The 22669-nt window shown below is 68.2% G+C and carries 21 protein-coding genes and 1 pseudogene; 10 read left to right on the forward strand and 12 right to left on the reverse strand.

Annotation, left to right across the window (positions count from 1 at the left end; genetic code table 11):
- Positions 1–101: 101 nt before the first annotated feature.
- Positions 102–701 (reverse strand): YdeI/OmpD-associated family protein, encoded by a 600-nt coding sequence (locus ACQCSY_RS06455; RefSeq protein WP_427134158.1) that lies wholly within the window; start codon positions 699–701, stop codon positions 102–104.
- A gap of 102 nt (positions 702–803) precedes the next feature.
- On the opposite strand from ACQCSY_RS06455, the gene ACQCSY_RS06460 reads away from it, so the two are divergent.
- Positions 804–1550, forward strand: a complete 747-nt coding sequence (locus ACQCSY_RS06460) for a VOC family protein (protein WP_427134160.1) — start codon at positions 804–806, stop codon at positions 1548–1550.
- Between the two features lie 6 nt (positions 1551–1556).
- Here the strand turns inward: ACQCSY_RS06460 and ACQCSY_RS06465 are convergent, their stop codons facing one another.
- A complete protein-coding gene (locus tag ACQCSY_RS06465) occupies positions 1557–2819 on the reverse strand; it encodes a M20 family metallo-hydrolase (RefSeq protein ID WP_427134162.1) in 1263 nt (420 codons plus the stop codon).
- A 176-nt stretch (positions 2820–2995) separates the two neighbouring features.
- On the reverse strand, positions 2996–3439 hold the full coding sequence (locus ACQCSY_RS06470) for an amidohydrolase family protein (RefSeq protein ID WP_427134164.1): 444 nt from the start codon (positions 3437–3439) through the stop codon (positions 2996–2998).
- A gap of 113 nt (positions 3440–3552) precedes the next feature.
- On the opposite strand from ACQCSY_RS06470, the gene ACQCSY_RS06475 reads away from it, so the two are divergent.
- The 6 genes from ACQCSY_RS06475 (at position 3553) to ACQCSY_RS06500 (ending at position 8760) form a co-directional block, all read left to right on the forward strand.
- The gene (locus ACQCSY_RS06475) at positions 3553–3807 is read left to right on the forward strand and encodes a hypothetical protein (RefSeq protein WP_427134166.1); all 255 of its coding nucleotides are present in this window, start codon (positions 3553–3555) and stop codon (positions 3805–3807) included.
- 88 nt (positions 3808–3895) lie between these two features.
- On the forward strand, positions 3896–4435 hold the full coding sequence (locus ACQCSY_RS06480; RefSeq protein ID WP_427134168.1) for an NUDIX hydrolase family protein: 540 nt from the start codon (positions 3896–3898) through the stop codon (positions 4433–4435).
- Between the two features lie 142 nt (positions 4436–4577).
- Positions 4578–5573 carry a DUF6707 family protein gene (locus ACQCSY_RS06485; RefSeq protein ID WP_427134170.1) on the forward strand — a complete coding sequence of 332 codons (996 nt, stop codon included), beginning with the start codon at positions 4578–4580 and terminating at the stop codon, positions 5571–5573.
- Positions 5574–5622: 49 nt separating this feature from the next.
- Positions 5623–6348, forward strand: coding sequence for an SRPBCC domain-containing protein (locus tag ACQCSY_RS06490; protein WP_427134172.1), 726 nt, complete (start codon positions 5623–5625; stop codon positions 6346–6348).
- Positions 6349–6381: 33 nt separating this feature from the next.
- Positions 6382–7680: a tRNA guanosine(34) transglycosylase Tgt gene (gene tgt, locus ACQCSY_RS06495; protein ID WP_427134173.1), complete on the forward strand. Its 1299-nt coding sequence runs from the start codon at positions 6382–6384 to the stop codon at positions 7678–7680.
- 141 nt (positions 7681–7821) lie between these two features.
- Entirely contained in the window at positions 7822–8760 is a 939-nt protein-coding gene (locus ACQCSY_RS06500) for a type IV toxin-antitoxin system AbiEi family antitoxin domain-containing protein (protein ID WP_427134175.1), read from the forward strand.
- A 104-nt stretch (positions 8761–8864) separates the two neighbouring features.
- Here ACQCSY_RS06500 and ACQCSY_RS06505 read toward each other — a convergent pair.
- Positions 8865–9584: pseudogene (locus ACQCSY_RS06505) on the reverse strand (MFS transporter); the annotation flags it as partial.
- A 97-nt stretch (positions 9585–9681) separates the two neighbouring features.
- On the opposite strand from ACQCSY_RS06505, the gene ACQCSY_RS06510 reads away from it, so the two are divergent.
- Entirely contained in the window at positions 9682–10449 is a 768-nt protein-coding gene (locus ACQCSY_RS06510) for a hypothetical protein (protein ID WP_427134177.1), read from the forward strand.
- A 28-nt stretch (positions 10450–10477) separates the two neighbouring features.
- Here ACQCSY_RS06510 and ACQCSY_RS06515 read toward each other — a convergent pair whose 3' ends face one another.
- A complete protein-coding gene (locus tag ACQCSY_RS06515; RefSeq protein ID WP_427134179.1) occupies positions 10478–11992 on the reverse strand; it encodes a helix-turn-helix domain-containing protein in 1515 nt (504 codons plus the stop codon).
- A 143-nt stretch (positions 11993–12135) separates the two neighbouring features.
- On the opposite strand from ACQCSY_RS06515, the gene aceA reads away from it, so the two are divergent.
- Complete coding sequence (gene aceA / locus ACQCSY_RS06520; protein ID WP_427134181.1) at positions 12136–13452, forward strand: isocitrate lyase; 1317 nt, start codon at positions 12136–12138, stop codon at positions 13450–13452.
- Between the two features lie 98 nt (positions 13453–13550).
- Positions 13551–15215 carry a malate synthase A gene (gene aceB / locus ACQCSY_RS06525; RefSeq protein WP_427134182.1) on the forward strand — a complete coding sequence of 555 codons (1665 nt, stop codon included), beginning with the start codon at positions 13551–13553 and terminating at the stop codon, positions 15213–15215.
- Between the two features lie 210 nt (positions 15216–15425).
- Here aceB and ACQCSY_RS06530 read toward each other — a convergent pair whose 3' ends face one another.
- The 7 genes from ACQCSY_RS06530 to ACQCSY_RS06560 form a co-directional block, all read right to left on the reverse strand.
- Positions 15426–16910 carry an aldehyde dehydrogenase (NADP(+)) gene (locus ACQCSY_RS06530; protein WP_427134184.1) on the reverse strand — a complete coding sequence of 495 codons (1485 nt, stop codon included), beginning with the start codon at positions 16908–16910 and terminating at the stop codon, positions 15426–15428.
- 25 nt (positions 16911–16935) lie between these two features.
- Positions 16936–18459, reverse strand: coding sequence for an NAD(P)/FAD-dependent oxidoreductase (locus ACQCSY_RS06535; RefSeq protein WP_427134186.1), 1524 nt, complete (start codon positions 18457–18459; stop codon positions 16936–16938).
- Positions 18456–18791: a (2Fe-2S)-binding protein gene (locus tag ACQCSY_RS06540; RefSeq protein WP_427134188.1), complete on the reverse strand. Its 336-nt coding sequence runs from the start codon at positions 18789–18791 to the stop codon at positions 18456–18458. Before ACQCSY_RS06540 ends, ACQCSY_RS06535 begins: the two co-directional genes overlap by 4 nt.
- Positions 18788–19987 carry an NAD(P)/FAD-dependent oxidoreductase gene (locus ACQCSY_RS06545; RefSeq protein ID WP_427134190.1) on the reverse strand — a complete coding sequence of 400 codons (1200 nt, stop codon included), beginning with the start codon at positions 19985–19987 and terminating at the stop codon, positions 18788–18790. Before ACQCSY_RS06545 ends, ACQCSY_RS06540 begins: the two co-directional genes overlap by 4 nt.
- Positions 19984–20712: a GntR family transcriptional regulator gene (locus tag ACQCSY_RS06550; RefSeq protein ID WP_427134192.1), complete on the reverse strand. Its 729-nt coding sequence runs from the start codon at positions 20710–20712 to the stop codon at positions 19984–19986. Before ACQCSY_RS06550 ends, ACQCSY_RS06545 begins: the two co-directional genes overlap by 4 nt.
- Positions 20709–21416 (reverse strand): ornithine cyclodeaminase family protein, encoded by a 708-nt coding sequence (locus tag ACQCSY_RS06555; RefSeq protein WP_427135713.1) that lies wholly within the window; start codon positions 21414–21416, stop codon positions 20709–20711. The genes ACQCSY_RS06550 and ACQCSY_RS06555 overlap by 4 nt, the downstream gene beginning before the upstream one ends.
- 241 nt (positions 21417–21657) lie before the next feature.
- The gene (locus ACQCSY_RS06560; RefSeq protein ID WP_427134194.1) at positions 21658–22659 is read right to left on the reverse strand and encodes a proline racemase family protein; all 1002 of its coding nucleotides are present in this window, start codon (positions 22657–22659) and stop codon (positions 21658–21660) included.
- Positions 22660–22669 lie beyond the last annotated feature (10 nt).

Genomic DNA, 22669 nt, shown 5'->3' on the forward strand with positions numbered 1-22669 from the left:
GCCGGTTGCCCGGACGGACGCTGGGAATCCGCTGGGACCTGCGGCGAGGCCCGCCGGCCGGGAGCGCGGGCTGAAACAGCCGGCGCGCGGCCGGCGGCCCACTACGGCTCCTGGGGCCTTTTGGCCTGCGCGTACGGCGTTTCGTACCGGGCCAGCATGTCCACGAATCCGGCGATCTTCCTTTCCCGGGTCGAGGCCTGCTTGACCGCGTTGGTCCGGTAGATCAAGGCGTACCGGTTCACGGAGCTCAGGACCTCGAACATCGCCTGCGCCCGCGGCTCGGCGGCAATCGCTGCGGCGAGATCCTCGGGAACTTCCGCCGTCGCCGCCCCGGAATAGGCCGCTTCCCAGCGGCCGTCCGTCTTGGCGCTCTCGACGGCGGCACGGCCGGCCGTAGTCATCTTACCGGCAGCCTCGAGGCGTTCTATGTGCCCCACGTTCCTTGCGGACCACGGGCTCCTGGGTCCGCGGCGGGTCATCCGCTGGAACGAACTTTCCTCGTCCCGGCGCCGGCCCTGGCCGTCGATCCAGCCGAAGCACAGCGCCTCGTCCAGGGCGGCGGCGTAGTCCAGTTCCGTCACCGAACCGCCTTTCTTATGCAGCACCAGCCACACGCCGGGGCTCTCCGCGTGATGCGCCTCCAGCCATGCGCGCCACGCAACGGCGTCCTTCACCAGGAGTTCCTCAAGTTCAGCTGCCATGGCACCATTCTGCTATGGGAGCCCGCATAATCAAGGCGTGGCATCATGGCCATGTCACGATCGATTCCATGTCACCGTCGATTCCAGGTCAGGGAGAAGCCAATGCTGCGTGTCCGTCCCATCCACTTCACTTCCCGCATGGATCAGTGGGAACGTCTCCTCACCGACCTGGGGCTGGTGAAAACCGTAGACGGGACCGAATGGCAGGAGTTCGACGCCGGCGCGGGCCGCCTGGCACTCCACCGCACCGCGGCTGGTTCCGCCGAGGACGGCACCACGTCCTTCGGCGTCGAGGTCGGCGACCTGGCGGAGTTCGCCCGCCGCACCAACCAGGCCGGTGCGGAAACGGGAAACACCCCGGCCGAGCTCATCCAGGCGGACCATGGCGATTCCTGCCGCATCACCGGCGAGGACGGCTTCAGCTTCCTGGCCGACAAGGCCGCCCACGGTGCGGGCGGTCAGCGGAAAGACTTCGCGGGCGCTGATCCGTCGCTCGCCGTCGTCGAAGTCTGGTTCACCGAGGATGCTGTCGCTGCCGCGGAAACGCTGCGGAGCATCGGCGCCCGGTTCCGTCCCGTCCCTGATGACGACGAGACGGCTGATTTCACCGTCAAGAATGGCGGGGTGCTCATGGTGCGCGCCGGTTCCGGCCCGGCCCGGTCCGGCCTGGGCTTTGAGTACGACGGCGACCTCGACGCCTTGCGGGACCGGCTGACCGCCGCGGGACACGCCGTGAGCCTGACCGAAGAGGCGTTCGGCCGTTCCCTGCACGTGGCCAACCCGGATGCGGCCGCCGGCGTCGAGGGACACCACCCGGCGCTATGGGTTTCAGCCCGGCGTCCGGCGTAAGCCGCGTCAGTCCTCCAGGGCGCCGTCGCACAGCCGGTTGACTACCTCGGTGAGCATGGTGAGGCCGGCCACGATGTCTTCATCCGTGGTGTATTCATGTTCGTTGTGGGAGATGCCGTCCACGCTCGGCACGAACAGCATCACGGTGGGCACGATGTCCTTCATGTTGGTGGAATCGTGCCCGGCCAAGGTCATCACGGGCTTGTTCGCCAGCCCAAGGTCGGCCGCCACCTTGGCCGCCAGTTCCACGCCCTCGGGCTGGTAGGGCGTGACCGGCCAGGAGTGGGACTGGTTGCGTTCCACTTGGACATTCGCCAGCCGCTCGATCCCGGGGATGCGGCGGTGCAGCAAGGCGTCGGCTTCGGCCAGGACGGACTCGTCGGCGCTGCGAAGGTCCAGCAGCAGGCTGACTCGGGACGCCACCACGACGGGCGAATTCGGGTAGACGGTCAGTTGCCCTACGGAAGTGTGGAGGACCCCCGGGAAGTGATCGGCCAGTTCGCGGGCCGCGACCACCATCATGGAGGCACCCAGCAGCGCGTCCTTCCGGTCCGCGATGACGGTGGATCCGGTGTGCGCCTGCCCGCCGTGGACCACGAACTCGTACTTGTTGGCCGCCCAGTTGGAGTGGACCAGACCGATGGTGATGCCTTCGCGCTCCATGCTGCGGCCCTGCTCAATGTGGATTTCCGCGCAATAGGCGGCCTCCGGGCCCCCGTAGTCGCCGCGGCAGCCGATCGCGTCCAAGGCGTCCCGGACGGATACGCCGGCAGCGTCTGTGGTGTCCAGGGCTGTCTCCAGCTCAAGCTTTCCCGTGTAGACGGATGATCCCATCATGGACGGCTTGAAGCGGGAGCCTTCTTCGTTGAACCAGTTGACCACCGCGATGTTGAATTTGGGCCGGCCGGCGGGTCCGGCGGCGGTCCATTTCTCCACGACGCGGAAGGCCGCATGGGCAGCGGCCAGAACGCCGTAGGCGCCGTCGTAGCGCCCCGCCGTCGGCTGTGAATCCATGTGGGAGCCCACCACGACATAGGGTGCACCCGCAACCGCCTCGTAGAGTCCCCATTGATTGCCGGCGCCGTCGAATTTCACCGTGAAGCCCTTAGCCACGAGCAGACCCGTGAGCCAGCGGCGCTGCTCGCCGTCGGGCGCGCTGGCCGCCTGGCGGTCCACGCCGCCGTTTTCCGTAGCGCCGAACTGGCTCATGACGTGCAAATCCCGGACGAACGCTGCATCGTGGGTGCTGAGGGTGGTTGTTGTAGTCACGGTGTGCCCCTATGAACGGTTTGCTGAGCTGTGCTGCAGAACGGTTGGGTGGCTGTTTAATGTCTGGTGTATGAATCGGCCTCCGACAGCGGTGGCCAGGACCTGGAGGTCCGCAATGCTTACCGCGGTGAGAGGGGAACCGGACAGGACCGTGAAGTCCGCCAGCTTCCCTGCGGTCAGGAGCCTTTCGTGTCGGCCGCCCCGGTGGCCGCGGCGGCTCCGGTGGTGTAGGCCGCAAGGGCTGCCAGCGGGCTCAACCGCTCGTCCGGGTTGCCGAAGACGCTGCCGGAGGAAGTCAGCCGGTCAACAAAGGCCTGCATGCCACGGAGCACATTGCCGTTCGCCACCGGACGGTCCGAACTTCCGGCAAGCGTCACGCCCGCAGCCAGGAACGATGCCGCACGGTAGGCCCAGTCGAGCCGTTCCGCGCCCAGCGAGGCAGTCATGCCGTCTCCGCCGTCGGCGAAAAAGCTGGCCTGCGGGGTGACGGCGATGCCCGCGGCTGCCAGCCGGTCAAGCTGCTCGGGCCGCGTCATCGAGGCGTGCTCGATCCGGTCGGGAACCGCGCGCGGTCCGTACTTCGCGGCGCAATCGGAAATGATGTCGATCGCCAGGTCCACCGCGCGGTCGCCGATGGCATGCGCGGCGATTGACCAGCCGGCCGCATAGGCCGTCTCGATCCCGCAGGGACTCGGGCTCGGCCTGGAAGTACCCGGTGTTGCCGGTGTTGTCAGTGCGCGGCACCTCGTGCCTGACCACAAAACGGATTTACGGAGACGGCTCCGCCGTCAACGTGCCCGTCGAGTGCGGCGGTGTCCGGGTCCATCCGGGCGACTGGGTGCTGGGGGACGCGAACGGGGTTATCGTCCTTGCACCGGCGGCAGCGGCCGAAGTACTGGAGCAGGCCCTGGCCTCCGACGCCGCCGAACCGGCGCTCCTGGCACGGATCGCGGCGGGAGAGCCACTGGAATCCATCCTGGCCCTTTGACTTTCCGGCGACGTTCCAGCGACGATCCAGCATCGTTCCGGCGAAGTTCCGGCACGGGGTTCGGGCAGGGATGGGGTAGAACTTAACCATGAACGTACGCACTCCTGACCCGAATCCCGGCTGGCTCTCCGACGACGACCTGTTTGAGGCGCGCGGCCGGCTGCCGATGGTCTATGTCGAGGCCGTTCCGGTCCGGCTGGATCCGCTCGGGTTCGTGAACGAGGTCGGCACCCTGCTGCAGGCCGACGAAGACGGCACCATGGTCCGCTCCCTGGTTTCCGGCCGGGTTCTCTACCGCGAGACCATCCGCGCCGCGCTGCTCCGCCACATGGAGAAGGACCTCGGCCCGCTGGCGTTCCCGCAGCTGCCCATCAGCCCGGTGCCGTTCACCGTGGCCGAATACTTCCCCGCCCCGTCCCAGACGGGCTTCACCGATGACCGCCAGCACGCCGTGGCCCTGGCCTACATCATCCCCGTCACCGGCGAATGCACCCCGCGGCAGGACGCCCTCGAGCTGACCTGGATGACGCCGCAGGAAGTCATGAGCTCGGACGTGCAGCTTGAATTCAGCGGAGGCCGCGGCGCCCTGATCCGGCAGGCGCTGGCCTTCGCGGGCGTCGGCAACTAGGTCCCGCCGGGGCGCCCGGGCCGCCACCGGCGAAGCCCCGGGCGAGGCCCCGGGACGCTCGAGGGTTCCGCTGCCTCCCCGACTTCGCGCGCCCGCCTTTGTAGACTGTTGGGCGGACAGCAAGAGAATTTAAGGACTCCAGATGACCCACCCCCCAGCCTCCCGGAACTACAGCGAACAGCAGGCTGGAACTCTGCAGGCCGGCGACCACCTGCTCCTGCCCGACGGAAACCGCTCCGCCGAAATCCAGCGGGTGGACGTCGAAACCGACGATTTCGGCACCCCCGCCATGGTCCTGGCGACCCTCACCGGCGGCGGCGTGCTCCGGATTGCCGCCGGCTCCACGGTCAGGATCACGGCGGCTGAGCCAGTCAGCGCTCCGTCCGATCCTGCCGCCCTTCCCGGCAACGCCCCCTCAGATGTCACCCCCGACGACGGCGAGGAGCCCGCACCGTCCGCTCCCGCCGTCGTCGTTCCTCCCCTGCCCGCTTCGCCGCCCGCCGCAAGCGGCCCCAGCGAAGAAGACCTGGCGCTCATCCCCTCCCCCGAAGGCACGCCGGAATCCGTGGTGGAAGCGGTGGCCGAGGCGCACCCGGGCGCCGTCGGTGTGCTGCTGCTCAGCGAGCGGCTGGCTAAGGGCATCAACACCAAATCCGGCAGCTGCCTCAAGGACCTCAGCGATCTGGCGCATGAGCTGTTCATCATCCTCAAGGACGCCGAGAACGCCCTCGCCGTCGCGGACCTGCTCAACGTCCTGCCTTTCGACGGCAACCCCGGCCGCTGGGCCTCGGTGGAGGCGTCCCTGGCGCTGTCCAGCTACATCTGCCGCCAGCTGGGGCAGGACGAACGCGCCGCCCTCTACGAGAAGTTCCTCCGCACGCCAGACGCCATGGAAACCGACCCGTTTAAGGCCAGGATCAACGCCAAGGTGCGCCAGCGTTCGCTCAACGAGCCGAACCTGTACGACAAGGAAATCTTCCGTTCGATCGACAACTCGAACCCGGACGCGGAACGCGATTGGCGGCTCCTGCGGCTCGAGGCGCTGCTGTTCCTGCGCGCCCACGGCGGCTCCGAAACCATCGGCGCGCTTGAGCTCGATCGCAGGATCGGCAACGAACTGGAATCCGTCCGCGCCTGAGAGTCCTCCGGGCCTACCCCGTCGCCGCCGGGCGTTGTAGATTCAGCCCATGACGAACAATCTGAGCGTTGTGATCAACTCCGACGCGCAGCAAGTTTGGACCATGCTGCGCGAACCCTCCAAAGTGGCCGAGTGGCACGGCTGGCAAGCCGATGACCAGGCGGCCGAGATCAATGAGATCTACTTCAGCCCCAATGTGGTCGAAGGCGCGGACCATACCTCGCTGGTGGTCGACGGCGGGGACGTCTTCAGCCTGAAACCGGTCCCCACGGGCACGGAAGTCAGCGTCACCCGGGCCGCCATCGACCACAATTCCGAGTGGGCCGCCTGGGACGAGGACATCACCCAGGGCTGGCTGACCTTCCTCCAGCAGCTCCGCTTCGCTCTGGAACGGCACCCCCACGGAAAGCGGCGGACCTACTTTTTCTCGGTGCCCGGCACCGACGGATCCGCGATCGAGAAGCTCGGGCTCAGCAGTATGCCGGCCCCCGGCGAACCGTACTCGCTCACCCTGGCCACCGGCGAGGAAATCTCCGGCAAGGTGTGGTTCCGCAGCAACCACCAGGTGGGCCTGACCGTCCACAGCTACGCCGAGCACGGGGAGGGCCTCGTGATCGTGGCCGACCAGCCCGCCATCCCGGACATCCGGCCCGAAGGCGGCTCCCTCGCCATCGTTTCCACCTACGATCTGGGCGCCCACACGCTGGAGTCGGTCCGCAGCTACTGGGACAAGTGGCGGGCTGAGAACTACCCCACATCGGATCCCCTGTACTAAGGCCCGGGCGGTGTTAGCTGGCACACTTGAACGGTGCCAGCCAATCCTGAACCACCAGCCTCACCCCGCCAGCCAGCCCTGCAGTCCGAGTTCTCCTTCCGTGTGGGCAAACGCCTGAGCGAAAGCTGCTCTCCGTCGGCCGGGCAGCTCGCCGCCAACGGCGGGGAGTTCCTGGGCCGCACCGGCACCATCACCACCCCGCACGGCGAGATCCAGACGCCGGCGTTCATCGCTGTCGGCACCAAGGCCACGGTCAAGTCCGTGCTGCCCGAATCCATCGCCGAGCTCGGCGCGCAGGCCGTACTGGCCAACGCCTACCACCTGTACCTGCAGCCCGGCGCGGAGATCCTGGACGAGGCCGGCGGCCTGGGCGCCTTCATGAACTGGCGCGGCCCCACCTTCACCGACTCCGGCGGATTCCAGGTGATGAGCCTGGGCTCAGGCTTCAAGAAGGTCATCGACATGAAATCCGTGGATCATTCCGGGCCGGATGACGCCGTCGCCCCCGGCAAGGAACGCCTGGCCCATGTGGACGAGGAAGGCGTGTGGTTCAAGAGCCACCTCAACGGCGACCGGCACCGGTTCAGCCCCGAGATCTCCATGAACGTCCAGCACCGGATCGGCGCGGACATCATGTTCGCCTTCGACGAGCTGACCACGCTGCAGAACTCCCGCGGCTACCAGGAGGAGGCCTTGGAACGCACCCGGCGCTGGGCCGAACGCTGCATCACCGAGCACTTCCGGCTGACGTCGGAGCGCGTCGGCAAGCCGTATCAGGCGCTGTTCGGGGTCATCCAGGGCGCCCAGTATGAGGACCTGCGCCGCAAGGCCTGCCGCGACCTCGGCGCCATGAACTTCGACGGCTTCGGGATCGGCGGGGCGCTGGAAAAGGAGAACCTGGGCACGATCGTGCGCTGGTGCAACGAGGAACTTCCGGAGAACAAGCCCCGGCACCTGCTGGGCATTTCCGAGCCGGACGACATCTTCACGGCGATCGAGAACGGCGCCGACACCTTCGACTGTGTCTCCCCCACCAGGGTGGCCCGCAACTCGGCGTTCTACACGCCCACCGGCCGTTACAACCTCTCCGGCGCCAAGTACAAGCGCGACTTCGGCCCGCTGCAGGAAGGCTGCGACTGCTACGCCTGCACCAACTACTCGCGGGCGTACATCCACCACCTGTTCAAGGCCAAGGAGATGGTCTCCGCCACACTGATCTCCATCCACAACGAGCGCTTTGTGGTGAAAATGGTGGACGATGCCCGGCTGGCCATCGAGGCCGGAAACTTCTTCGACTTCAAGGCCGAGACCCTGGCACAGTACTACTCCTAAGCCGGCTGCCGCCGATTCGATGGTTCACTGCGCCCTCGACGCTCAGCATCGTCTAGCGGGCCCGGAACCGTCGAAACGGCGTTGTCCACATGGGCGCGCGGGTCTCTGTGCGGCGGTGAGTGCGCGCCCAATGCTGGGGGCATGAACCCCCACGCCACTGAACTCCCCGCGTCCACTGATTTCTGGCGCACGGATCAGCTCCTGGAATCCGGGCTGAACCCACGGGCCATTCAACAGTTGGTGCAGGCCGGGACGCTCATCCGTCTGCGCCGTGGCTGCTACGCCCGCGGAAGCTGGTGGTCGGGCTTGAGCGCTGCCGCCCGCCATCGGCAGCTGATCTTCGCGCACGCCCTCGGAACGCTTACGACGTCGACAGGCGGCTCTGCCTACAGCCACACCTCGGGTGCCAGCCTGCATCGTCTCCACCTGTGGAACGTCGACGACCGTATCCATCTGACGCAAGTCAGCTGTCCGTCCCCGATCTCCCACGGGCGCGACGTCGTCGCCCACACCCGACGCTTGGGCAGCCGGGAGGTGTGTTTCGTGGAAGGCCTGCCCTGCACCTCACTGGAACGGACGGTGGTGGACTGCTGCCTGATGTTCACGATCCGGCAAGCCGTAATCCTGGTGGACCATGCATGCCGTTTGGGCGCCGACCTATCCGTTCTTCGGAACCGCTGCTCCACCTTGACAGGACGCAACGGTGTGGTGGCCCTGCGCCGCGCCTTGGAACTGGCGGATCCGCGCTCCGAGTCGGCCGGGGAGAGCCTAACGCGGGAGCTGTTGCACAGGCTCAAGATCGAGCCGCCCGAGCTCCAGTACGTCGTGCGCACCCCTCTGGGCGATCACCGGCTGGACTTTGCGTGGCCCGCGAGAAAGGTGGCCCTTGAGTTCGATGGCAAGACCAAGTACTTCGACTACCGGCCCACCAACGAGGTCCTGTTCGCCGAAAGGCGCCGCGAGAAGGCACTGATGGAGCAGGGTTGGACGTTCATCAGGATCGAGTGGAAGGACCTGTTCAACGAGGTCGACTTCAAGTACCGGGTCCTCCGAGCTCTAGGCCGCGGCTCCGGTGGCTGACGACTTGCGCCATTTCGACGGTTCCCTGCCGGCTCGACGCTGCGTAGCGTCGAGTGGGCACGGAACCGTCGAAACGGCGGGGGTCGACGTACTGGCCAGGAACCCTAGGCGTCGATGAGGTCCTTGTCGCCGTCCTTGCCGGATCCAGTCGCGGACGGCTCCCAGGCGTGGCCCTGTTCGTGGTCCAGGTGGGTGGACTTCTTGTTCTTCAGCGCGAAGATGTAGACCAGCAGCGAGACGCCAATGGCCGCTGTGACGTAGGTGAAGAACAGCTCCTCCTGGCCGGCCTTCTGCAGCGCCGCGCCGATCAGCGGAACGGTGCCGCCGAACAGCGAGTTGCCGATCGCGTAGCCGAGTCCGACGCCGAGGGCGCGGATGGAGGCCGGGAACAGCTCCGCCTTCACGAGGGCGTTGATGGAGGTGTAGCCGCCGACGATCAGGAGCCCGCCCATCATGAGCAGGAAGGCGGTGAACGGATCCTTGGTACCCGACAGGGTGGAGAGCAGCGGCCAGGTGAACAGGACACCGGTGATGCCGAACCAGAGCAGCAGCGGCTTGCGGCCCACCTTGTCCGAGATGATCCCGTAGACCGGCTGGAGCAGCATGAAGATGAACAGTGCCCAGAAGTTGATCACCGAGGTGTCCGTCTTGGCGATGCCGGACGTATCGTTCATGAACTTCAGGATGAAGTTGGTGTACGTGTAGAAGGCGACCGTGCCGCCGAGCGTGACGCCGATGCACATCATGAGGGCCTTGAAGTGTCTGGTGAACAGCAGCTTCATGGTGCCCGGCTGAGCTTCGCCGGCCACGGCCGCGGCAACGGCACCGTACCGCGCAACGATCTGGCTGGCTCTACACGCCGGTGAGACTGACTGGGAGCGACAGGCTGCTGCGATCGTTGGAACTTCTCTGATCCATTGGTTGATTCTTCTTCTCGCGGGGCCCACAGGTACTTTTTTCGGACTTCAAGGAATTCAAAGGAAATGGCAGCTCGCCGAGGTCATTTACCAAGCTGGGCGTCTTGAACAAGCATGGAGACACCGCTGGGGGCAACCGATTCACAGCCCAGCAGCGAACCGCTTTCTGCCTCTGCGAATCGCAGGCCACTGGTCATCGATCGTCGCCCTCGCCACGCTTTTTACGGTTTTCGCGACGCTGGTGGTGAATCCCGGTTACGAGTTCTGGTCCGATCCCCGATACGCTCGTTTCGCAATCGGATTGGGACTCTATGTTTTTGTTGTGGGACTGACCGGATTGGCCGCATCTGTCGGCTTGGCCCTGCTGGCCTTGAAAGTAGAGAACCAAGGACGCAAGGGAACATCACACGCATCCAAATCGCTAGCCCTCAGCGTTCCAATCCTGTTTGTAGCCGGCACTGCAGCGACACTCCGGACGCCTTACGTGCCGGCCTTGGTTACGGTTTTTCTTGTAGGCGGGGTTCAGTATGCTTGCGCGCGGGGAATTCTCCAGAAGCGCACCCTACTCCCCCAGGCTTGGAATCCGGTACGCCGACTTGTCCTGAATCTTAGACAGCTAAATCACGACCAAGCACACACACGCTGGGTGCTACTGCAGTCATCCTGGTCTTCCGGCGTAGAGAAATTACCGCGTCGTGAAGCCAAAAAGGCGATCAAAGAGGCCCGAGAATGGCGAACAAACCACGGGCTTGCCCTGGAATTCCTGAAATGACCTTGCCCGCCGCCGTGGAGCCGAACCCTCAGCTGCCCGAGTGCGCCTGCAGGAACGAGTAGACCTCGGTTTCGTCAACTCCGGGGAATGCGCCCGGCGGCATGGCGGCCAGCAGGTGCGAGTGCGCCCGGGCGGAGGGCCAGGCGTTGCCGGCCCACTCCGAGGCCAGGGCCGCCGGGGGCCGCTTGCAGCAGCTTTCGTCCGGACAGGTGGACTTGGACCGCTCCGTGGTGTCCCGGCCGCGGAACCACTTCACCTGCGCATAGGGGACGCCCACGGAGAGTGAAAATTCGCCGTTGGCCGATCGCTCCGTCCGGGCCGTGCACCAGTACGTCCCGGCCGGGGTGTCGGTGTACTGGTTGTACGCGCTGAACTTGTCCGCCACATCGAACACCACCCTGGATGTCCAGTTCCGGCACGAGAACTGGCCCTCGATGGCGCCCGTGTGGTCCTGGGGAAAGGTCACGCCGTCGTTCTCATAGGCCTTGTAGATGATGCCGCTCTTGTGCGTCTTCTGGAAGTGCGTGCGGATGTCCAGATGCTGGGTGGCCAGGTTGGTGAAGCGGTGCGCGGCGGTTTCATAGGACACGGCAAAGGCGTCCCGGATGTCCTCCACGGCGATTTCCTTCGCCTGCTTGGCCTTCTGCAGGAACTCCACGGTGGCCTGCTCCGGAAGCATGAGAGCTGCGGCGAAGTAGTTCGTGGCCACGCGCTGCATCAGGAAGTCCCCGTAGTTATGGGGAGTCTGGTGGCCCAGGACATAGTGCCCCAGAGCCTGCAGCAACACCGAGCGGGGGTCATGGTCGCTCCGCACATTCTGGGTGAGATAAATTCGGCGGTTCTTAAGATCGGTCACGGAGCGGGTGGAATGCGGCAGATCGCCAACGTGGTGCAGGCTGAAACCAAGGTGCCCGGCGATGTCCGAGATGACGTGATGGGACAGCGGCCCGCTGGTGTGCCCCACGGACGCGAGGACCTTCTGCGCCTCGGCCTCGTACTCCGGGAAGTAGTTGTTCCGCTCACGCATCATGGCACGCAGTTCGCCGTTGGCCCGCCGGGCCTCCTCCGGCGTCGCGATCTGCTCGTTCAGCCTTCGCTCCAGCTCATGCTGAAGGCCCACCATGGACTCCAGCACGTCCATCGGCAGCCGCGAGCTGATGCGGATCTTGGGAAGCTTGAGCGACTCATAGATGGGGCTGCGCTGGTAGCGTTCCAGCTCGATCTCCAGCGCCGCGCGACGGTTGGGCGGCTCCGCCCCCAACAGCTCGTCGATGCTGACTCCGAGCGCCCCCGCGAGCTGCTGGAGCAGTCCCAGTTTCGGCTCGCGCTTGCCGTTTTCGATCAGGCTCAGCTGACTCGGGGCCGTCCCGACGGCGGCACTCAGGCCATCGAGCGTGAGCCCGGCCGCCTTGCGCAGGTGGCGCACACGGCGCCCCATGCTGATGACGTCCACTTCCGGTGCGGCGGGCGAGGACGACGGGGACGATGCTTGGCGGTTCCAACTGGCGGAGTGCATTTCTTGAGCATACGCGAAGAAGTGCATTTCTTTCTACGGTTTTGGCCTAGTAACCCTCTTGAAAGTGCAGAAAAGTAGATCTTACGGAAAGAAGCACCGCTCCGGATCGGCCGGCCCCAACTGCAGAGTCGCAGACAAGGCCGGCCCCGGGCACAACCAAGGAGACAAAGATGACTGCAGCATTTGAGCCCACCCAGCAGACGCCCGAAGAGCAGGCCGCCGCCCTGGAGCTCGAGTGGGCATCCAACCCGCGTTGGGAAGGTGTCACCCGGGACTACAAAGCGTCCGACGTCGTCCGCCTCCGCGGCCGCGTCTCCGAGGAACACACGCTGGCCCGCCGCGGCTCCGAGAAGCTGTGGAAGCAGCTCACCGAAGAGCACAAGGAAGGCAAGTACACCAACGCCCTCGGCGCCCTGACCGGCAACCAGGCCGTGCAGCAGGTCAAGGCCGGCCTGCGCGCCATCTACCTCTCCGGCTGGCAGGTTGCCGCCGACGCCAACAACTCCGGCCACACCTACCCGGACCAGTCCCTCTACCCGGCGAACTCCGTTCCGACCGTCGTCCGCCGCATCAACAACGCCCTCCTCCGCGCCGACCAGATCGAATTCTCCGAAGGCATCCAGACCGTCGAGGACTGGATGGTGCCGATCATTGCCGACGCCGAGGCCGGCTTCGGCGGACCGCTGAACGCCTACGAGCTGATGAAGTCCATGATCCAGGCCGGCGCCGCCGGTGTGCACTGGGAGGACCAGCTCGCTTCGGAGAAGAAGTGCGGCCACCTCGGCGGCAAGGTCCTGATCCCCACCCAGCAGCACGTCCGCACGCTGAACGCGGCCCGCCTGGCCGCCGACGTCGCCGGCACGCCGTCCGTCATCATCGCCCGCACCGATGCCGAGGCGGCCACCCTCATCACCTCCGACGTCGACGAGCGGGACCAGGAGTTCGTCACCGGCGAGCGCACCCCTGAAGGCTTCTACAAGGTCCGCAACGGGATCGAACCCTGCATTGCCCGTGCCAAGGCCTACGCCCCGTACTCCGACCTCATCTGGATGGAGACCGGCACCCCGGACCTGGAACTGGCCCGCAAGTTCGCCGAGTCCGTAAAGGCCGAGTTCCCCGACCAGATGCTCTCGTACAACTGCTCGCCGTCGTTCAACTGGCGCAAGCACCTGGACGACGCCACGATCGCCAAGTTCCAGCGTGAACTCGGCGCCATGGGCTTCACCTTCCAGTTCATCACCCTGGCCGGCTTCCACGCCCTGAACTACTCGATGTTCGACCTCGCCCACGGCTACGCCCGTGAAGGCATGAGCGCCTACGTCGAGCTGCAGGAGAAGGAATTCGCCTCCGAGTCCCGCGGCTACACCGCGACCAAGCACCAGCGCGAAGTCGGCACCGGCTACTTCGACGACATCGCTACCGCGCTCAACCCGAACGCATCCACGCTGGCCCTGGTGGGATCCACCGAAGCAGGCCAGTTCCACTAAACTTCCCTCCCTGTTGCCCTATCACTTTTGGTCGTCATTGGCCGCCTTTGGGGACCAAAAGTGATAGGTCAACGGAGGATTTTCTAGGAGACACTCCCATGAACAGCTTCACTGACAACTTCACCATCAACGGGATCACGCTGACCGCCCAGCCCATCTGCCGGCAGAACGAGGTCCTGACCCCGGATGCGCTGCAGTTCATCGCCCAGCTGCACAAGGCCACCGCAGGCCGCCGGCTGGAATTGCTGCAGGCCCGCCAGGAGCGCCGCAACCAGATCAGCAAGGGCCAGGATCCGCGTTTCCTCCGCGAGACCGAGTCCGTCCGCAACGATCCGAGCTGGCACGTCGCTCCCCCGGCCCCGGGCCTGGAGGACCGCCGCGTCGAAATCACCGGCCCGGTGGACCGCAAGATGACCATCAATGCGCTGAACTCCGGCGCCAAGGTGTGGCTGGCGGACATGGAAGACTCCTCCACCCCTTCGTGGCGCAACGTCATCCAGGGACAGCTGAACCTGACGGACGCGCTGGAGCGGCGCATCGACTTCACCTCCCCGGAGGGCAAGGAGTACAAGCTGCGCGCGGCCGAGGACCTGCCCACGATCGTGGTCCGGCCCCGCGGCTGGCACCTGCCGGAGAAGCACATGCTCATCGACGGCACGCCGATTGCCGGCGGGATCGTGGACTTCGGACTGTACTTCTTCCACAACGCCCGCCGCCTGATCGCCCAGGGCAAGGGGCCGTACTTCTACCTGCCGAAAATCGAGAACCACCTCGAGGCCCGGCTGTGGAACGACATCTTCATCCTGGCCCAGGACCTGCTCGGCATCCCGCAGGGCACCATCCGCGCCACCGTGCTGATCGAGACCATCACGGCCGCGTTCGAGATGGAGGAGATCCTCTACGAGCTGCGCGACCACGCCGCGGGCCTGAACGCCGGCCGCTGGGACTACATCTTCTCCCTGATCAAGAACTTCCGCACCCGCGGCCCCCGGTTCGTCCTCCCGGACCGCAGCCAGGTCACCATGACGCAGCCGTTCATGCGCGCCTACACCGAACAGCTGGTGCGGGCCTGCCACAAGCGCGGCGCCATGGCGATCGGCGGGATGGCCGCGGCCGTCCCCAACCGCAAGGACCAGGACGCCAACGCGATCGCCTTCGAGAAGGTCCGTGCGGACAAGACCCGCGAGGCCGGCGACGGCTTTGACGGCTCCTGGGTGGCCCACCCGGACCTGGTTCCGGTGTGCCGCGAGGTGTTCGACGGCGTCCTCGGCGACCGCCCGAACCAGCTGGACCGCCTCCGCGAGGACGTCACCCCCGACGACCGCGCGCTGCTCGACATCTCCTCCACCACCGGCACGATCACCGAACAGGGCATCCGGAACAACATCGAAGTGGGCATCCGCTACATCGAGTCCTGGCTGCGCGGCAACGGCGCCGTGGCCATCCACAACCTGATGGAGGACGCCGCCACCGCGGAGATCTCCCGCTCGCAGCTGTGGCAGTGGATCTTCGCCCGGGCCATCACGGACCACGGCGACGTCATCACCCGCGAATGGGTGGAGGACATGCTCGATGAGGAGTTCGCCAAGCTGGAACGCTTCGAAGGGGACCGTTTCGCCGACGCGCGGGACATCTTCGAGGAAGTCACGCTCAGCACCGGGTTCCCGGCATTCCTGACACTGCCCGCCTACGACCGCTTCCTCCATGAGGCGCGCGACGGCGGCGACGTCGCCACCGAGGACCCCGCACTCGTGCCGGCGTAGCCACGCAAGAATTCCGTCAGCTGGGCTGCCATGCCCTTCGCAACAGGCACCCCGAGATCCGGGGCGGCAGCCCGGCGGCGGAACACCCTCCATCGACAACGGCGTCGAGGTGACAGTTAAGGCCCATGTTCTTCTAGAACATGGGCCTTAACTGTCACCTCGACGTGCGAAGGATGAGCAGGGACAAGACGGCCCCGAAGCGGCTACCCCTTACCCCTCCCGCCGGCCATCCACGAGGCGCGGCACACCGAGCGGGTTCTCCTCGCGCAGGGCCTCGGGCAGCAAGTGCTGCGGGAAGCCCTGGTAGGCGACGGGCCGCAGGAAGCGCTCGATCGCGGCGGTGCCCACGGAGGTGCTTCCGGCGGCCGTCGTCGCCGGGTAGGGACCGCCGTGCTGCTGCGCGTAGGTGACCGAGACACCGGTGGGCCACTGGTTCCAGAGCACCCGCCCGGCCTTGCGCGCGAGGATCTCCACGAGGCCGGCCGCCTGGCAGGAGTCGGTGCCGTGGAGGGTCGCAGTCAGCTGCCCCTCGAAGCTCTCTGCGATTCCCTCGAGCTGGGACTCGTCGTCGTACGCCACCACCACGGCGGTGGGGCCGAAGCACTCGGCCTGGAGCGCATGCGGCTCGGCGAGCATGTCCGCGGCGGTGGTGAGCAGGAGGGTGGGGCTGGGCGGGTCGGCCAGCGGCTCGGCGCCCTGTGCCAGCACCTCGAGGCGAGGGTTGCCCTGCAGGCTCTGCAGGACCTCGGCGTAGCCGGACTGGATCCGTTCATTGAGCAGGGGCGCGGCGGGCGGCAGTGCGGCGGCGCGCAGCGCCTCCACGATGCCGGATCCGGCCGGGACGAGCAGCGTGCCGGGCTTGGTGCAGAACTGGCCGGCACCGAGGGTGAACGATGAGACGAAGCCTTCGGCGATCTCCGCACCGCGCTCCGCGGCCGCGGCCTTCGTGACGAAGACCGGGTTGTTGCTGCCCAGCTCGCCATAAAAGGGGATCGGCTCGGGCCGCGAGCTCGCGATGTCGAACAGGGCGCGGCCGCCGGGGATGGAGCCGGTGAACGCGCCGGCCTTGATCCGCGGGTCGCGCAGGGCGGCGGCCCCGGCGGCGGTGCCGGCGATGAGCGCGAACGTCCCTTCGGGAGCGCCGGCCGCGGCGAGCGCCGAGACTACAACCTCGGCTGTGAGCCGCGAAAGCTCGGGGTGCCCTGAATGGGCCTTGAGCAGCACGGGGCTGCCCGCGGCGAGGGCCGAGGCCGTGTCGCCGCCGGCCACGGAGAACGCGAAGGGGAAGTTGCTGGCGGCGAACACCACCACCGGTCCCACGGGAATCAGTACGCGGCGCAGCTCGGGCCGTGGCGCCCCCATGGGCCAGTCGGCATCGGCGTGGTCGATGCGGGCGTCGAGATAGCCGCCGTCGCGCAGCGCCTCGCCAAAGAGCCGCAGCTGGAAGGTTGTGCGGGCCAGCTCGCCCCGCAACCGCGCCTCGGCCAGCCGGGTCTCGCGCTGGGCCGCGGGGAGCAGCTGGTCGGCGGAGCCGTCGAGGGCGTCGGCGACGGCGTCGAGCAGCAGGGCGCGCCGGGCGGGCTGCAGGGCCGCAAGCGGCCGCGCAGCTGCATGGGCGGCGGCGAGGAGCCGCCCAAGCTCGGCGTCGGTGGTGGGCGGCAGGGTGCCGGGGGTGGTCTGGGCGATCGCACTCATGCGCGGTCTCCTTCCGGGAGAGGGTTTAGTGGTCTGAGGCTTTGAGCGACACAGTGGGTTCGAGCGTGACAGGCGTTTCGAGGTCTTCGAGGCTGGCGAGCTCGCCGATGCTGACGGGGCCGGCGAGGGGACGCTTGGCGGCACCGGACAGGGACTCGACGCCGGGCGAGGCACCGGGCCCGGCCCCGAGGCAGGCCGCCGCGAAGCCGCACACGCGGCCCTGGCACCAGCCCATCCCGGCGCGGGTGAAGGACTTGAGGCTCCGGGCGTCTCGGCCGCCGAGGCTCTCCCGGGCATCCGTGATCTGGCCGGCCGTGACCTCCTCGCAGCGGCACACGGTGGTTTCCGGGGCGAGCCATTCCTGCCAGGCGGCGGGCACCGGATGGGCCCGGTGCATGGCCTCGGCGAAGCGCCGGTGCCGGGCGGCGGTGCGTGCCTGGGACGGCGCGGCGGTGTTCCCTGTTCCAGGCTCCCGGGCCGCCGCAGCGCCCGCAGCAAGGCCCTCGAGCACGCCAAGGGTGGCGCCGCCGACGCCGGTGACCTCGCCTGCAAGGAACAGGCCGGGGACACTGGACTCCTGGCGCTCATCGACGACGCCGACAAGGGAGCCGTCGGCGTCAAGGCGGGTCTCGACCCCAAGGGCCACGGGCAGCTCCATCTGCGGCGTGAATCCCCAGCCGAAGCCGACCACGTCCACGTCCTCATAGACCCGTTCCGTGCCGGGCCGGACCCGGCCGTCGGCGTCGACCTTGGCCGTGCGCACGCCGGAGGCCCGGTCCGCGCCGAGGACTTCTGTGACGACGCTGCGAGTGCGGTACGGGATGCGCTGCCGGACGAATACGACGCCGTATTCCGCGCCCTCGAGAGCCTTCTCCGGCACGCCCGCGGCCGCGCGCAAGTGCGGCAGCCAGGCCGCCGGGGAGGACGATTCAAGCACGGCGAGGACCTGCCCGCCGGCTTCGGCGATGCCGGCCGCCACCGGCAGCAGGAACGGGCCCGTGCCGGCGACGACGAAGCGCCGCCCGGGCAGCGCCCCGTTGCCTTTGATGAACGCCTGGATGCCGCCGGCCGCCATGACGCCGGGAAGCTCCCAACCGGGAACCGGCAACTGGCGGTCGTAGCCGCCGGGGCAAAGCACGAGACGGCGTGCGACGACGGTGCGTGCGCGGTTGTCGTCGTTCCCGGACACGGCCCCCGCAACGGCGGGCGTCGTGCGCAGGATGAAGCCGGCCTCGTCCCGCTGCGGCATCCACACCTGGAGCCCGGGAAGGTAGGTGATCCGCCCGCGGCGGAGCTCGGCGTCGAAGCGGGCGCGGAGGTCGAGGTAGCTGTGCCAGCCGTGGTGCCCGCGGCCGTCGGGCTGGGGCACCACGGTCTCCGGCCGGTGCCGCCAGAACTGGCCGCCCGGCTGGGCACCGGCGTCCACGAGGGCGACGGCTGCCCCGGCCTCGGCGGCCGCCACCGCGGCGGCCAGCCCTGCGGGTCCGGCGCCCACGACGGCGACGTCGGCGCTGATCGGCTCGGCGCTGACGCTCCCGGCGCGGCTCATGCCCGGCCTCCCTGCTCCTGCGGGCACGAGCCCTCGATCTGCATGCCCCCGCGCACTTCGACGAGGCATGCGCGCTGATTGGGCGCGCCGTCGACCGTGACGAGGCAGTCGAAGCACACCCCGATGCCGCAGAAGAGCCCCCGCGGCCGCGCTCCCTTGCGCGTGCTGCGCCAGGCCGTGATGCCCTGGGTTACCAACGCCGCGCCGACGCTCTGGCCCGGGGCCGCCTCGAGAAGGCGGCCGTCGAAGCTCACGGTGACGACGTCGGGCTGGCTGGCGCGCTTGGCGGCGCCTGCTGGCGCGTTGGCGGTGTCTCGTGCCGGGGTACTCATGCGGTGGCCTCCTCGCGGTGCTCCAGAGTGGGGTGGGTTGGGGTGTGGTCCGCCGGCTCGCCGAAGCGGACCGGGGCGAACGGGGAGAGGTCGAGTTCCGGGGACAGGCCGGCCAGCGCCTGTGCCAGGAGTTTGCCGGTCCCGGCGGAGAGGCCGATCCCGGCGCCCTCGTGGCCGGCGGCGTGCCACAGTCCGGGCGCGCGCTCGTCGTGGCCGATCACCGGCAGGTGGTCCGGACAGTACGGGCGGAAGCCGTGGTAATGCCGGATGGCCTTGACGTGCTCCAGGAAAGGGAACAGTGCGGTGGCGTTGCGGGCCAGCAGGCGCAGCGCGTTGGTGCTCACGGTGCGGTCGAAGCCCACCCGTTCGCGCGTCGAGCCGATGAGAATGGTGCCGCTGGGGGTGCCCTCGACCACGGGCGAGGCCTGCAGCCCGGCGTCGGAGCTGCCGACGTTGTCGATGTACTCGGCCGCGTAGACCTTGTGGTGGACCATGGGCGGGAGCGGCTCGGTGACCATGACGAAGCCGCGCCGGGGCAGGACCGGGACGCTGACCCCGGCAAGGGCGGCGAGCTCGCCCGCCCAGGTGCCGGTGCAGTTCACGACTGCCCCTGCGGAGAAGTCTCCGCGGGGGGTCCGGACGCCGGTGACCCGGTCGCCGCTGCGCAGGAAACCGGTCACCGGGGTGTCGGCGATGAAGCGGGCCCCGGCCTCGGCGGCGAGCCGGACAAGGTGGGCCGCGACGAGCATGGGCTGGACCTGGCAGTCCTCGGGGTAAATCGCGCCGCCAAGTGCCTCGGGAGAAATGTTCGGCTCGGCATCCCGTAGCGCTTCGCGGTCCAGCTCCTCGACCGTGACGCCGAAACCGGCCTGGACGGCCATGACGCGGTTCAGGGAGGCAAGGCTGCTCTCGCGCGATGCCACGATGATCCCGCCCTTGGACTCGAACTCCCAGAGCCGCTTATGCTCGCCGAGGTCCCCGTGCCAGACCCCCAGGGAGAAGCGCATGAGCTCGAGCTCGGGGCCGAGCTCCTTGTCCGAGACAAGGATGTTCCCCTCGCATGCGGACGACGTGCCGCTGGCCGGCAGGCCCTTGTCGAGGACGGTCACGTTCAAGCCCTGCTGCGCGGCGAAGTAGGCCGCGGCCGCGCCGATGACCCCGGCACCGATGACGAGGACGTCGCTGGGTGCGTTCATGGCTGTTGCTCCTGGGGTGGTGTTTCGTGCTCGCCGGTGGCCCAGAGGCCGCGGGCGTGGCCGATGTGGCGGCGCATGAGCTCGCGGGCGGCGTCCGCGTCGCCGGATTCCACGAGGTCGAGGAGCTCGTGGTGCTCCTGGGCCGAGTCGGCAAGACGGTTGCTCTCGCTGAGGGTCTTGAGGCCGTACATCCGGGTGCGCGTGCGCAGCCCGGTGGCGAGTTCGACGAGCTGGTTGTTGCCGGAGTAGCGAAGCAGCTCGGCGTGGAAGTCACGGTCTGCGGCAAGGTAGGCGGCCAGGTCCCCCTCGCGTGCTGCCTCGACGATGCCGTCCGCCAGCGAGCGCAGCCCGGCGATGCCCGCGCTCGGGATGGCGCCGGCGACGGCGGCCACAACGGGCGGCTCGATGAGCAGCCGGATCTCGGTGATCTCGTCGAGCTCGCGGTCGCTCATGCTCGTGACCCGGAAGCCCTTGTTCTTCACGGTCTCGACCAGGCCCTCGCGGGTCAGATCCATCATCGCCTCGCGCACGGGCGTGGCGGAGACTCCGAAGGCCGCACCAAGGGCGGGAGCCGAGTAGAGGGTGCCCTCCTCGAGCGTGCCGGCGATGATCGCGGCGCGCAGAAATTCGGTGACGGACTCGCGGAGGCTGCGCTGGCGGCCGAGCGGGGCGATCGGAAGCTTGTTGTTGGCTGGCAAGGTGAGCACTCCTAGTGCGGGCGTCATGGTCTGGTGCCTCCTTCATACACCACGGCCGCCGTCACGAGGTCCTCCCATGCCATGCCCACACCTGCGTACAGGCACGGCCGGCCGGGCGTGCGCTTGAGCCCGCCGCCGACGAGCTCACGCAGATTGGCCGGACGGATGTCCTCCCACTCCTCGACGCTGCGGGCCGGGATGAGGTCCCCGGCTTCGCGCCAGGCCGAGGAACGGCCCTCCACCACGACGTCGCTGCGCAGCACGAGGGCGTCGTCGACTTCGCGTGCGTCCAGCCCGTGCTGGCCCACCGCGGCGATCACGCCGCCCGGGGCGACGAGGCCGCCGTCGAAGAGCGGCGTGCGCGAGGAGGTCGTGCAGAGAACGACGTCCGCGTCAGGCACCTCGGCGGCGCCTCCGGGACGGACCTGGATGCCCTCGGAGGCCAGCTGTGCGACGAGCGCCTTCACGCGCTCGGGGCGCTGGCCGACGACGGCGAAGCTGGCGCCCGGGAGCATGGCGTGGGCCGCCCGGAGGTGGTTCAGCGCCTGAACGCCCGCGCCGAACACGAGCACGCGGGGGGCCTCCGGGGCGCCGCCGGGCGCTGCCGCCAGGATGTGCTGGACGGCCAGGAGCGTCGTGGCCGGCGTGCGGACAGCGGTGAGTTCGTTGCCGTCCATCGTGGCAAGCGGGGACAGGGTGTCGGAGTCGACGAGCAGGTAGACGCCTTGGATCTTCTCGAGCCCGCGCGCCGGGTTGCCGGGTTGCCGGGGGCCACGGTGAGCGCCTTGACGCCGCTGTAGCTGCGGCCCACCGCGGGCATGAGCAGGAACTCGCCTCCCGGGGCCGGGCTGAAGAGCCGCGGGCTGTCCTCCTCAGGGTCCACGCCGTCCAGAAGCGCGCGCTCGAGGGCCGCGACCGCCGTCATCCACGGGGCGGCCGCGCGCACGGCCGCCGCATCGAAGTAGGGAAGGTTCACAGCAGGAACCCCGCGGGGAAGGGGTCGGTGGGGTCGAGGAAGTACTGCGCGGTGCCGGTCAGCCACGCCCGCCCAGTCACGGTGGGGACGACGGCCGGACGGCCAGCCACCTCGGTCTCCTCGACAAGCCGGCCGATGAAGCGCGAACCGATGTAGGACTCGTTGACGAAATCGGCGCCCAGGGCCAGCTCGCCGCGCGCGTGGAGCTGCGCCATCCGGGCGCTTGTGCCGGTGCCGCAGGGGGAACGGTCGAACCAACCGGGATGGATGGCCATGGCGTGGCGCGAGAGCTCGGCCGTGGAGCCGGGGGCCTTGAGGTAGACGTGGTGACAGCCGCGAATGTCCGCACGCTCGGGGTGCACTGGTTCGTCGGCGGCGTTGATCGCGTCCATGATGGCGAGGCCGGCCTTGAGCAGCTCGTCCTTGCGCGAACGCTCGAACGGCAGGCCGAGGCTGTCCAGGTCCACGATCGCATAGAAGTTCCCGCCGAAGGCGAGGTCGTAGGCCACGGTGCCCCAGCCGGGCACCTCGACGGTCGCGTCGAGGCGGTCGGCAAAGGACGCAACGTTGCGCAGGGTGACCGAGGCGGCCCGGCCGTCCTCGACGGCCACCTCGGCAATCACGAGGCCGGCCGGTGTGTCGAGCCGTACGGTCGTGACCGGCTCGACGACCTCAACCATGCCGGTCTCGACCAGGACCGTCGCGACGCCGATGGTTCCGTGGCCGCACATAGGCAGCAGCCCGGAGACCTCGATGAAGAGGACGCCGAAGTCCGCGTCCGGGCGGGTTGGCGGCTGGAGGATGGCCCCGCTCATGGACGCGTGGCCGCGCGGCTCGGTCATGAGCAGGGTGCGGATCCAGTCGCTGTGCTCCATGAACCACAGGCGGCGCTCCGCCATCGTGGCGCCGGGGATCGTCCCGATCCCGCCCGTGATGACGCGCGTGGGCATGCCCTCGGTGTGCGATTCCACGGCGTGGAAGATGCGGTTGGTTCTCATCGAGTGCTCC

The sequence above is a fragment of the Pseudarthrobacter sp. S9 genome (genome assembly GCF_050156545.1).
Classification (GTDB): Bacteria; Actinomycetota; Actinomycetes; order Actinomycetales; family Micrococcaceae; genus Arthrobacter.